We start from the raw sequence: 11,343 nt of genomic DNA, 5'->3' as shown, positions 1-11,343 counted from the left end.
CACGCCTCCATCACCAGCCCCATGTCGTGCTCGATCAGAAGCACGGTCACGCCCCGCTCCCGGATCTGGCGGATGAGCTCCAGCAGCGCCAGGGTCTCCTGCTCGTTCATGCCCCCGGCCGGCTCGTCGAGCACGATCAACCGCGGCTCGGTCGCCAAGGCCCGGGCGATCTCCAGGAGCCGCTGGTTCCCGTACGACAGGTTGCCGGCCAGGTCCTCGGCCCGGTCGGCCAGCCCCACGAACCGAAGGGCCGCCATGGCGTCGGCCACGGCCCGGCCCTCCTCCTGCCGCTCCGACCGGGTCCGCAGGACCGCGGAGAGGATGCCGGAGCGCATGCGGCAGTGCCGGCCGGCCAGCACGTTCTCCAGCACGGTCATCCGGTGGAACAGGCGGATCGTCTGGAACGTGCGTGCGATGCCCTGGGCCACGATCCGGTGGGTGGGCCGGCCCGTGATATCGCGGCCCGCGAACCGGACGCGGCCGGCGTCCGGCCGGTAGTTGCCCGTGATCAGGTTGAACACCGTGGTCTTGCCGGCCCCGTTCGGGCCGATCAGCCCCACGATGGTGCCCTCGTCCACCCCGAACGACACCGCGTCCACGGCCGTGAGCCCGCCGAAAGTCTTGGTGACGGCCTCGAGCTCCAGCAGCGCCATCTCCCCGGCCTCCCTTCAGCCCGACGCGTCCGGCAGCCGGAACCGACGCGGCCTCGGCGGCAGGAGCCCCTGGGTCCGCACCACCATCATGACCATCATCACGAGCCCGAACACGAGCAGTCGTGCGCTCGCGAATCCCCTGAACACCTCGGGCAGCCCCACGATCAGGAACGCCCCCAGAAGCACCCCCGCCATGTTGCCCGCCCCCCCCAGGATCACGATCATGAACACCACCACCGACTCCCAGAAGCTGAACGACTGGGGCGAGATGATCGTCATCTTGGTGGCGTAGAGGGTTCCGGCCATGCCGGCCCACGCCGCCCCCACCACGAACGCCAGCAGCCGGTACCGGCCCGTGGGGATGCCGCTGCCCTCGGCCGCCACCGGATCGTCCCGCAGGTAGTTGAGGGCCCGGCCGAAGCGGGAGTGCTGGAGCCGGTGGAACACGAACACGGTGAGGGCCACGAACGCCCAGATCAGGTAGTAGAACTGATGGGGCTTGCGGATCTTCAGCCCGAACACGAAGGGCCGCGCGATGCCGAAGATGCCGTTGGGCCCGCCGGTGAGCCCGAACACGTCGTTGACCAGGGCGATCCGCAGGATCTCGCCCACCCCCACCGTGACGATCAGGAGGTAGTCCCCCCGGAGGTGGATGACCGGGCGGGCCACCACCGCGGCGAACGCCCCGGCCGCCAGCCCGGCCAGGGGCAGGGTCCACAGCACGGGGATGCCGTAGCGGGTGTTCAGGATGGCGGTGGCATAGGCGCCCACGGCGTAGAACGCGGCGTGGCCCATGTTGTACATGCCCGCGTCGCCCAGGATCACGTTGAGGCTCAGGGCCAGCAGCCCGTACAGCCCCACGCTGTTCAGGACGTCCACCCAGTAGGGGTTCAGCACGGCCGGCGCCGCCGCCAGCCCGGCCACGGCCACCGCGACCCCGATCTTCGTGCGCCGCGTCATCACACCTTTTCCGCCACCCGCTCACCCAGGATCCCGGTGGGCCGGACGATCAGGATGAGAATGAGGACCAGGAACGCGATCGCGTCCTTCCAGGCCAGCGACACGTAGGCCGCGCCCAACGCCTCGATCACGCCCAGCAGCAACCCCCCCAGCATGGCGCCCGGGATGTTCCCGATGCCCCCGAGGATGGCGGCCGTAAACGCCTTCAGGCCGTAGAGCCACCCCATGGTGAAGCTGATCTGGCCGTAGTACAGGCCCACCATCACGCCGGCCGCCCCCCCCAGGGCCGGGCCCACCAGAAACACCAGCAGGATCACCCGGTCCACGTCGATCCCCATGAGCCGCGCCGCGCCCTGGTCGATGGCCGCCGCCCGGATCGCCGTGCCCATGCGGGTCTTGTGGATCCAGAGGTACAGCACGGCCATCAGCACCACCGACGCCGAGAAAATCAGGATCCGCATGAGCGGCACGCCCACCCCGAACAGGTGGACGGTCGTGCGCGGCAGGATGTCCTGAGGGTAGACCCGGAGGCGGGCCCCGTAGATCAGCATGATGGCGTTCTGCAGGAAGATCGAGGCGCCCAGGGCGCTGACCACGGCCGACAGGCGCGGCGACTCCCGAAGCGGCCGGTACGCCGTGCGCTCCAAGAGCCCCCCGACCACGGCCACCAGGCCCATGACCATGAGCACCAGCACGAGCACCCCCAGGGCCACGCCCACCCGGTCGTGGAGGGCCAGGGAGGTGATCAGGGTCAGCCCCAGGTAGGCTCCCAGGGTGAACAGGTCGCCGTGGGCGAAGTTGATCAGCTTGAGCACACCGTAGACCATGGTGTACCCGAGCGCGATCAGGGCGTAGATGCCGCCCACCGCGAGCCCGTTGGTGAGTTGTTGAAAGAACTGTTCCATGTCAGCTTCGGTAGGCCGCGAGGCGGCCTGTTTGCGGGGTACAGACTTTGTGTGCGTCTCGATCCGAGCGGTGCGTGCGGGGCATGGGGTTCAGGAGCCAGATTTCAGCGGACAGAAGCCAGAAAAAGGCAAAGGCACTGTGGCCACAGCGGCGTCGTGGGACCAGACCTGTCCACTGACCTCTGTCCTCTGACCCCTGATACGGCCGAAGGCCCCAGACCGTAGACCGAGGTTACTGGGGCGTACAAGTCAGCGGACAGGACCCATGCCCTGTCCGCTGTCCTCTGAGTTCTGGCCCCGGCAGAGGGAGCGACTCCACGTCGCGACCCGACCCGAAGGCCCACCAGCAAGCCTTCCAGCTTCCTAGCTTCCTAGCTTTCTGGCTTTCCAGCCTTCCCGCCCTTACTTCTGCAGCACGAACCTCCCGTCCGCGTCGACCCGGTAGACCTTGTACACCTCGCCCACCCGGTCGCCCTTGGCGTTGAACGCGATCTCGCCGGTCAGGCCGGAGAACGGCTTGCCGCCGTGGAGGTACTCGGCCAGCTTGACTGGGTCGGTGCTGCCGGCGGCCTCGATGGCGGTGGTCACCGTGAGGAAGCCGTCACCCGCCAACACGGCCCAGATCGAGCCCGGGGCGCTGCCGTACTTCTTCCGGTAGGCGGCCAGGAACGCCTTGGCCCGCTCGTACGGCAGGTCGCTGGGCACCGGCGGGCTCAGGAAGTAGAAGCCGGCCGCGGCCTGCTTGCCGGCGATCTTCACCAGGTCGGGGTTGTTCGTGGCGTCGCCGCCGATGAACGGCACCTCCCAGCCCATCTCCTTCTTCTGCCGCAGCAGGAGCCCCGCCTCGGGGTAGTACCCGGTGAAGAGCACGGCCTCGGGGCCGGCGGCCTTGAGCTTGGTAAGGATCGTGGTGTAGTCCTGCTCGCCCGGGGTCAGGGCGTCGAAGAACACGATCTCCACCCCGGCCTTCTCGAGAAGACCCTTGGCCTCCTCGGCCAACCCCTTGGCGTAGCTGGTGTTGTCGTGGAGCACGGCCACCTTGTTGAACCCCAGCTTCTGGATGGTCTGGGCGGCCACCCGTCCCTGCTCGTCGTCCCGGGGGCAGGTGCGAAAGAACAGCTTGAGCCCCTTCTCGGTCAGCCGCACCGCGGTGGAGCCGTTGGCCACCTGCAGGATCTCGGCCTCGTCATAGATGCCCTGGCTCGCCTCGGTGACCGACGAGCCGTAGGTGCCGATCACGGCCACCACGCCCTGGGTGGACAGCCGCTGGGCGGCCAGGGACGCGGTGCGGGGGTCCCCGCCGTCGTCCTCCACGATCACCTCCACCTCCTGACCCAGCACCCCGCCCTTGGCGTTCACCTCGTCGGCCAGGAGCTCGACGATCTGCTTCATCTCCTGGCCCTCGCTGGCCCACGCGCCGGTCAACGGCGCCATCAGCCCGATCTTGACGGTTCCGGCGAACGACGGCACGGCCAGGGCCAGGGTCAGAACAGCGGCCGCGAGACGATTCCACATGGGGGCCTCCTTTCTGTTGACACGGAGAAACAGAATTTGAGGCGCGCGAAAGTAGCAGGCGCGCGCCCCTCAGGTCAACGGGAATCTCCCAGGAACCGGGTTAGCCCGCACGATTCATGAAGCCTTCTGCTGCAACCGCCGATTGCACGCCGTCTCGGGGCGTGCTGCCCCCTCAGCTTCGGTCGACGGTCGTCGGTGGCTGGTCGCTGGTCGAAAGGCCACGAATCCCCGAGGGAGTGGGGCAGGTCCCTGCCATCGCCAAAGCTTCGGGGGCAAGGGGCCTGGCGGAGAGCCGGGCGCGGCCCCTTAGCTCGCCGCGCAGCGCCTCTGACGCTCGGACCGCGAAAGGGTTCGGATTCCACCGAGTTGTCAGGAAACCCGCTCTTCGGTCCCGTGCCTGCGCGGCGAATCGCATGCCCGGCTTCGCGCCCGGCCGGAGGCAGGCCCCTTGCCCCGCCGATCAGGGGGCGATAGCGCCTATGTATCCGCCTGGCCAATAATGCGGGCCAGGGCCTGGCCCGTGTGGGAGCCGGGGCGGGCCGCCACCTCCTCGGGGGTGCCCCGGGCCACCACCTCGCCCCCGGCGTCTCCGCCCTCAGGGCCGAGGTCGATCACGTGGTCCGCGGTCTTCACCACGTCCAGGTTGTGCTCGATCACGAGCACGGTGTTGCCCTGGTCCACCAGCCGATGGAGCACCTCCAGCAGCTTGCGCACGTCCTCGAAGTGAAGGCCGGTCGTGGGCTCGTCCAGGATGTACAGGGTGCGGCCGGTGGCCCGGCGCGACAGCTCCTTGGCCAGCTTGACCCGCTGGGCCTCCCCCCCGGACAAGGTGGTGGACGACTGCCCCAGACGGATGTAGCCCAGCCCCACGTCCTCGAGGGTCTGGAGCTTCTCCCGGATCGACGGCACGTTGCGGAACAGATCGCGGGCCTGGCTCACGGTCATCTCCAGCACGTCCGCGATCGAGGCGCCCTTGTATCGCACCTCCAAGGTCTCGCGGTTGTACCGCCGCCCGGCGCACTCCTCGCAGGTGACGTACACGTCGGGCAGGAAGTGCATCTCGATCTTCAGCAGACCGTCGCCCTTGCACGCCTCGCAGCGCCCCCCCTTCACGTTGAACGAGAACCTCCCCTTGCCGTACCCGCGCACCTGGGCCTCGGGCAGCTGGGCGAACAGGTCCCGGATGGGCGTGAACACGCCGGTGTAGGTGGCCGGGTTCGAGCGCGGGGTGCGCCCGATCGGCGACTGGTCCACGTCCACCACCTTGTCGATGCTCTCCATCCCCTCGACGGCGTCGTGGGCCAGCGGCCGGATCTTCGCGCCGTGCAGGGCCGCGGCCAGGGTCGGGTAGAGGGTGTCCACCACCAGGGTGGACTTGCCCGAACCGGACACCCCGGTCACGCAGGTGAAGGTGCCCAGGGGGATCTCCACGTCGATCCCCTTGAGGTTGTTGCCCCGCGCGCCCCGCACCCGGAGCACCCCGAGCCCCTGCCTGCGCCGGGCCGGCACGGGGATCCGCCTTCGGCCCGACAGGTACGCTCCGGTCAGGCTGGCGGGGTGGGCCGCGATCTCGTCCGGCGTGCCCTGGGCCACCACCTGGCCGCCCTGCTCGCCGGCACCCGGCCCCATGTCCACCACGTGGTCCGCGGCCCGGATCGTGTCCTCGTCGTGCTCCACCACGATCACCGTGTTGCCCAGGTCCCGCAGCTCCACCAGGGTGGCCAGGAGCCGGGCGTTGTCCCGGGGGTGGAGCCCGATCGTGGGCTCGTCCAGGATGTAGAGCACCCCGGTGAGCCGCGAGCCCACCTGGGTGGCCAGCCGGATCCGCTGGCTCTCGCCCCCCGACAGGGTGGTGGCCGGCCGGTCCAGGGTGAGGTAGCCCAGGCCCACGTCCTGTAGGAACCGGAGCCGCTCCCGGATCTCCTTGAGGATCCGCTCGGCGATCGAGGCCTCCCGGTCCGGCAGATGAAGGTTCTCGAAAAAGGCGGTGGCGTCCTCCACGCTCAGGCCGCACACCTGGTGGATGCCCCGGCCGCCCACGGTCACCGCCCGGCTCTCGGGCCGCAGCCGCGCGCCGTCGCAGGCCGGGCACGGCCGCACCTCCAGGAACTCGGCCAGGTCCTCCAGGTCGCCTTCGTCCTTGGCCTCGCGCACGCGGCGCTCGAGCCTGGGGATCACCCCCTCGAACGGCTTGCGGAACCGATAGGTGGAGTCCTTGCCCTCGAACCGGAAGTCCACGGCCTGGTCCCCGGTGCCCCACAGCACCGCCCGGCGGACCGGCTCGGGCAGATCCTTCCACGGGGTGTCCAGGTCGAGGCCGAGGTGGTCTTGGAGGGCCCGGAGCATCTGGCGGAAGAAGGCTCCGTTGCGGCCCGACCAGGGGGCCACCGCGCCCTGCGAGAGGGTCTTGGTGGGATCGGGCACCACCCGCTCCGGCACCACGGTGAGCCGCGAGCCCAGCCCGTCGCACCGGGGGCACGCCCCGTGGGGGGAGTTGAACGAGAACGAGCGGGGGCTCAGCTCGGGCAGCGACACCCCGCAGTCGGGGCAGGCGAACCGCTCGGAGAACCAGTACCGCTCGGACGGCCCCTGCCGGGGCCGGGTCTCCACCACGGCCACGCCATCGGCCCGGGCCAGGGCCAGCTCCAGGGCCTCGGCCAACCGGCTGCGGGCCCCGGGCTTCACCACGATCCGGTCCACCACCACCTCGAGGGTGTGGTTGCGGTTCTTTTCGAGGACGATCTCCTCCTCCAGGTCCCGGAGCTCCCCGTCCACCCGGACCCGCAGGAACCCGGCCTTCCGCAGCTCGTCCAACAGGGCCCGGTGCTCCCCCTTTCGGCCCCGCACCACGGGCGACAGCACCTCCACCCGGGTGCCCTCGCCCAGCGCCAGCACCCGGTCCACCATCTGGGTCACGGTCTGGCTGGCCACCTCCCGGCCGCAGGACGGGCAGTGGGGCACCCCCACCCGGGCGTAGAGCACCCGCAGGTAGTCGTAGACCTCGGTCACCGTGCCCACCGTGGACCGGGGGTTGCGGCTGGTGGTCTTCTGCTCGATGGAGATCGCCGGCGACAGCCCCTCGATGGAGTCCACGTCGGGCTTCTCCATCTGCTCCAGGAACTGCCGGGCGTAGGCGGAAAGGCTCTCCACGTACCGGCGCTGGCCCTCGGCGTACAGGGTGTCGAAGGCCAGGCTCGACTTGCCCGAGCCGGAGGGGCCGGTGATCACCACGAACCGCCCCCGGGGAAGCTCCAGGTGCAGGTTCTTCAGGTTGTGCTGGCGGGCGCCACGGATGCGGATGGTGTCCATGTCAGGGGTCAGAGGTCAGAATTCGGATGTCAGCTCCGGCAGGCCGCGAGGCGGGAGACTAGAGACTAGAAACCAGAGACCAGGAACCACAGACTCAGGAACTGTTGATGCCGGAGGCTTTTGGCCTTCCAGCTTTCCAGCCTTCCAGCCGATGAAACCGAGCCCAGCCACGGCGCTCATGGGCCGGAGGGCGCCGGCGCAGGGGGGGCGCTCTCCAGGACCCCCTCCACGAGACGGCGGCCGGCCTCGAGGAGAGCGGTCACGTCCTCCCGGCTCCGGGCCTCGGCATAGAGCCGGAGTTTCGGCTCGGTTCCAGAGGGCCGGACGAGGAGCCACGAGTCGTCCTCGCGCTCGAACCGGAGCCCGTCGGTGCGGGACACCCGAAGCACGCGCCGGCCGGCCAGGTCCGCCGGCTTGGCCAACGCCTCCAAGTTCGCGCGCACCGCGGGCGCCCGGCCCGGAGCGAGGGGCAGGTCCACCCGCCGGTAGGCGAAGTACCCGGTGTCCCGGAACACCTCGTCCAGGGCCCTTCGGATCCCGTGACCCCGGCCCGCCACGATCTCCACCAGGAGGAGGGCGTTCAGCAGGCCGTCCCGTTCCGGCCCGAACGCGGGGATGCCGATCCCCCCGCTCTCCTCCCCCCCGATCAGGGTACCGGGCTCCAGCAACACCTCGCCGATGAACTTGAACCCGATGGGGGTCTCCACCACGCCGAGCCCCCGCCGCCGGGCCATCAGGTCGGCCATGACCGTGCCCGAGGCGGAGCGGACCACCCGGCCCCGGAGGCCCTTGGTCTCCAGCAGATGGTGGAGGATCACGGCGAAGATCCGCTGAGTCGAGAAGTAATGGCCCCGCTCGTCCACCGCTCCGATCCGGTCGGCGTCGCCGTCGTTGGCCAGCCCCACGGCCAGTCCGGCCTCCCGGACCCGGGCCGCCAGCCCGGCCAGGTGCTCCTCCAGGGGCTCGGGGGGCACGCCGCCGAACCCCGGGTTGTCGTCGGCCCGCAGGGCCTCCACCCGGCAGCCGGCTTCGTCGAGCAGCCGCAGGAGCCACGGCGCGGCGCACCCGTGCATGGCGTCCACCCCCACGGCCAGCCCGGCCCGCCGGATCCGATCCCGGTCCACGAACTCCCAGAGGGCCTGGCGGTACTCGTCCCACACGTCCAGGGCGGCCCACAGCCCCCGACGACGGGCCTCGGTCGGCCCCAGACAGGCGACCGTTTCCGGGACCCCGGCCAGCAGCTCCTCGAGCCGGGCGCTGGTGGCGGTCCGGGCGGCGCACCCCAGGTGCTCCTTGAACTTCACCCCGTTCCACTCGGGGGGGTTGTGGCTCGCCGTGATCACCACGCCACCCCCCAGGCCCAGCCGCCGCACGGCCCACGACACCACCGGCGTGGGGACCGGCTCGGCAGCCACCCACACCCGGATGCCCCGGGCCGCGAGCACGCCCGCGGCCTCGGCCGCGAACTCCCGGGAGAGGAACCGGCGGTCGAACCCCACGGCCACCCCTTGGCCCGCCCGCCCGGTCTCCTCCAAGAACCCGGCCACGGCCGCGGCCACCCGCCTCACGTTGTCGAACGTGAAGTCCCGGGCGATCACCCCCCGCCAGCCGTCGGTGCCGAACCGAATCTGCATCTCATCCGCCCTTGGTTGGAACCACCCACTCCTCCTCCGTGGTTTCTACCCACGTCTTCGCCGCGCGATCTCGGCGGCCGTGCGCAGGGCCGCCCGGAAGCTCGTGGGGCTCGCCCGGCCCGTGCCGGCGATGTCGAACGCGGTTCCGTGGTCCGGGCTGGTGCGCACGATGGGGAGGCCCAGGGTGACGTTCACGGCCTCGTCGAAGTGGAGCAGCTTAAGCGGCCCGAGCCCCTGGTCGTGGTACATGGCCACCACCACGTCGAACGCCCCGGCCGCGGCCCGATGGAACAGGACGTCCGCCGGCACCGGCCCCTCGGCCCCGATCCCTTCGGCCCGGGCCTGCTCTACGGCCGGAGCGATCTCCCGCCCCTCCTCCTCGCCCAGCACCCCTCCCTCGCCCGCGTGGGGGTTCAGGGCCGCCACCCCGATGCGGGGGGCCGGGATGCCGAGATCGCGCCGCAGCCCCTGGTGGGCGCCCCGGACGGCGCGCAGGACCGCGGTCCGGGTGACGGCGGGCGGCACGCGGCACAGGGGCAGGTGGGTGGTCACCAGCACCACCCGCAGCCTGGGCCCGGCCAGCATCATGAGGGCTTCGCCCCCACACAGCGCCTGCAGGAGCTCGGTGTGACCGGGGTAGGGGCGGCCGGCCGCCCGCAGACCCTCCTTGGTCAGGGGAGCCGTCACCACCGCGTCCACCCGGCCGGCCCGGGCCAGATCCACGGCGGCCTCCACGGCCCGGACGGCCACCTGGGCCGACCGGAGCGTGGGCCGGCCCCAGCCCCAGTCCGGCTCGGCCGGCATCTCCACCGGATGGCACGGCCACCGGCCGGGGTCCACCCCGGCCACGGTCCCGGCCGCCGCCCACACCTCAGCGGGCCCCACGAGCACGGCATCGGCGCCCGAGGCCCCCTGGGCCAGGGCCTTCAACGCCACCTCGGCCCCGATCCCTGCGGGCTCGCCGCAGGTCACGGCGATCCGAACGTCTCCGGCCATGGCATTTCGTTCCCGGCACTTCGGTCAACGGTCAACGGCCGTCGGTCCCTGGTCGCTGGTCGAAAGGTCATGAATCCCCACAGGGGTAAGGCGGCTCCCCTGACTTCGTTAAAGCTTCGGGGGGCATGGGGTCTGCCGGAGAGCCGGGCGCGGCCCCTCAGCTCGCCGCGCAGCGCCTCCGGCGTCCGGACCGCGAAAGGGTACCCGTGGCACGCAACCGGGATGGAACCAACTCCCGTGTCTTGTGCCTGCGCGGCGAATCTCAACGCTCGGCTTCGCGCCCAGCCGGAGGTAGACCCCATGCCCCCCCGCTGTCCATGACCCCACCCTTCACCCCCCTCGCCGCTTCACCTCGATCCGGGCCTTCTCCCGCAGGGACTGGATCCAGGTGCGGTACAGCTCCTGCTCCCGGTCCTGGAAGTACCCCTCCCGGATCCGGTCGCGCACCTCCTCGAACGCCGGCACCCGGCCCTTCTTCCTCTCGACCACGTAGAACAGGTGGTAGCCGCCCCGCATCTCGAGCACCTGGGTGACCCCCCCGGGCTCCACCGAGTCCACGGCCCGACGCACCGGACCGGCCAGGCTGTCCACCGGCACGAACCCCATGTCCCCGCCCGACGCGGCCGCCGGCCCCGTCGACACCGCCCGGGCCACGTCCTCGAACGCCTCGCCGGCGAGCACCCGGGCCCGGGCGGCCTCGGCCTCCTCCCGGGTACGGGCCTGCAGGTGCCGCAGCCGCACCATGTCCGGCTCCCGGAACCGGGCCACGTTCTTCAGGTAGTACTCGCGCAGGGACTCGTCGCTCACGTCCAGCTTGGCCCGGAGCACCCGGCCCGCCAGCTTCATCCGCTGGATCTGGGACCGGATTTCCCGGACGTAGGCATCAAAGTCCACGCCCTGGGCCTTGAGCACCTCGGGCAGCTTCTCGCGCTCGATGCCGTTGCGGTCGCAGATCTCGCAGATGGCCTTCTCCACCTCGTCGTCCGTCACCCGGACCCCCAGGCGCTCGGCCTCGGCCTCGACCAGAGCCTTCTCGATCAGGGAGTCCAGGGCCCGCTTGCGGGCCTCCTCGCCCCGGGCCTCGCCGGTGCGCTCCTTGAAGGCGGCCGCCTCGGCCACCTCGCTCTGGGTGATCACCCTTCCGTTGACCACGGCCGCCACGCCGTCGATCACCACGGCGCCCGCGGCCTGGGCCAGCAACAGGAGCACCGCGAGAGCGGTCCAGACGGTTCTGAGAATCGGCACGTGACACCTCCTCATATAGCCGGATCGTTCGTCGTCAGGGGACGCGGGGTGGATGGGGTCGGGCGCCCTGCCGGTGCCGGGTCATACCAAGTTGCGTTCAAAGCTACAGGACCCCTGAACCGGCTG

General features: G+C 70.9%; 8 protein-coding genes (1 of these 8 cut by a window edge). All 8 read right to left on the bottom strand.

Annotated elements, in window-relative coordinates:
* Window positions 1-653, bottom strand: the 5' portion of a protein-coding gene (locus DEFCA_RS0102345; protein WP_025324541.1) for an ABC transporter ATP-binding protein. It extends 106 nt beyond the left edge of the window; only the first 653 of its 759 coding nucleotides appear in the window; its start codon is at window positions 651-653; its stop codon lies off the left edge, out of view.
* 15 nt (window positions 654-668) lie between these two features.
* The gene (locus DEFCA_RS0102340) at window positions 669-1,613 is read right to left on the bottom strand and encodes a branched-chain amino acid ABC transporter permease (RefSeq protein ID WP_029733420.1); all 945 of its coding nucleotides are present in this window, start codon (window positions 1,611-1,613) and stop codon (window positions 669-671) included.
* The gene (locus DEFCA_RS0102335) at window positions 1,613-2,518 is read right to left on the bottom strand and encodes a branched-chain amino acid ABC transporter permease (protein WP_025321439.1); all 906 of its coding nucleotides are present in this window, start codon (window positions 2,516-2,518) and stop codon (window positions 1,613-1,615) included. Before DEFCA_RS0102335 ends, DEFCA_RS0102340 begins: the two co-directional genes overlap by 1 nt.
* A 402-nt stretch (window positions 2,519-2,920) precedes the next feature.
* Window positions 2,921-4,033: a branched-chain amino acid ABC transporter substrate-binding protein gene (locus DEFCA_RS0102330; protein ID WP_025321438.1), complete on the bottom strand. Its 1,113-nt coding sequence runs from the start codon at window positions 4,031-4,033 to the stop codon at window positions 2,921-2,923.
* A 477-nt stretch (window positions 4,034-4,510) separates the two neighbouring features.
* Window positions 4,511-7,342: an excinuclease ABC subunit UvrA gene (gene uvrA, locus DEFCA_RS0102325; RefSeq protein ID WP_025321437.1), complete on the bottom strand. Its 2,832-nt coding sequence runs from the start codon at window positions 7,340-7,342 to the stop codon at window positions 4,511-4,513.
* 176 nt (window positions 7,343-7,518) lie between these two features.
* Window positions 7,519-8,976, bottom strand: coding sequence for a phosphohexomutase domain-containing protein (locus tag DEFCA_RS0102320; protein ID WP_025321436.1), 1,458 nt, complete (start codon window positions 8,974-8,976; stop codon window positions 7,519-7,521).
* A 45-nt stretch (window positions 8,977-9,021) separates the two neighbouring features.
* A complete protein-coding gene (gene pdxA, locus DEFCA_RS0102315; RefSeq protein WP_025321435.1) occupies window positions 9,022-9,972 on the bottom strand; it encodes a 4-hydroxythreonine-4-phosphate dehydrogenase PdxA in 951 nt (316 codons plus the stop codon).
* A 330-nt stretch (window positions 9,973-10,302) separates the two neighbouring features.
* Complete coding sequence (locus DEFCA_RS0102310) at window positions 10,303-11,217, bottom strand: peptidyl-prolyl cis-trans isomerase (protein ID WP_025321434.1); 915 nt, start codon at window positions 11,215-11,217, stop codon at window positions 10,303-10,305.
* Window positions 11,218-11,343 lie beyond the last annotated feature (126 nt).

This window comes from Deferrisoma camini S3R1, from assembly GCF_000526155.1.
GTDB lineage: Bacteria > Desulfobacterota > Deferrisomatia > Deferrisomatales > Deferrisomataceae > Deferrisoma > Deferrisoma camini.
Note: the sequence above shows the minus strand (reverse complement) of the source record. Positions and strands in the feature narration are given on the sequence as shown.

What these genes read in the sequence shown, in the direction of transcription:
- DEFCA_RS0102340 (WP_029733420.1), bottom strand. Translation starts at nt 1,613, where the DNA reads ATGACGCGGCGCACGAAGATCGGGGTCGCGGTGGCCGTGGCCGGGCTG.
- DEFCA_RS0102335 (WP_025321439.1), bottom strand. Translation starts at nt 2,518, where the DNA reads ATGGAACAGTTCTTTCAACAACTCACCAACGGGCTCGCGGTGGGCGGC.
- DEFCA_RS0102330 (WP_025321438.1), bottom strand. Translation starts at nt 4,033, where the DNA reads ATGTGGAATCGTCTCGCGGCCGCTGTTCTGACCCTGGCCCTGGCCGTG.
- uvrA (WP_025321437.1), bottom strand. Translation starts at nt 7,342, where the DNA reads ATGGACACCATCCGCATCCGTGGCGCCCGCCAGCACAACCTGAAGAAC.
- DEFCA_RS0102320 (WP_025321436.1), bottom strand. Translation starts at nt 8,976, where the DNA reads ATGCAGATTCGGTTCGGCACCGACGGCTGGCGGGGGGTGATCGCCCGG.
- pdxA (WP_025321435.1), bottom strand. Translation starts at nt 9,972, where the DNA reads ATGGCCGGAGACGTTCGGATCGCCGTGACCTGCGGCGAGCCCGCAGGG.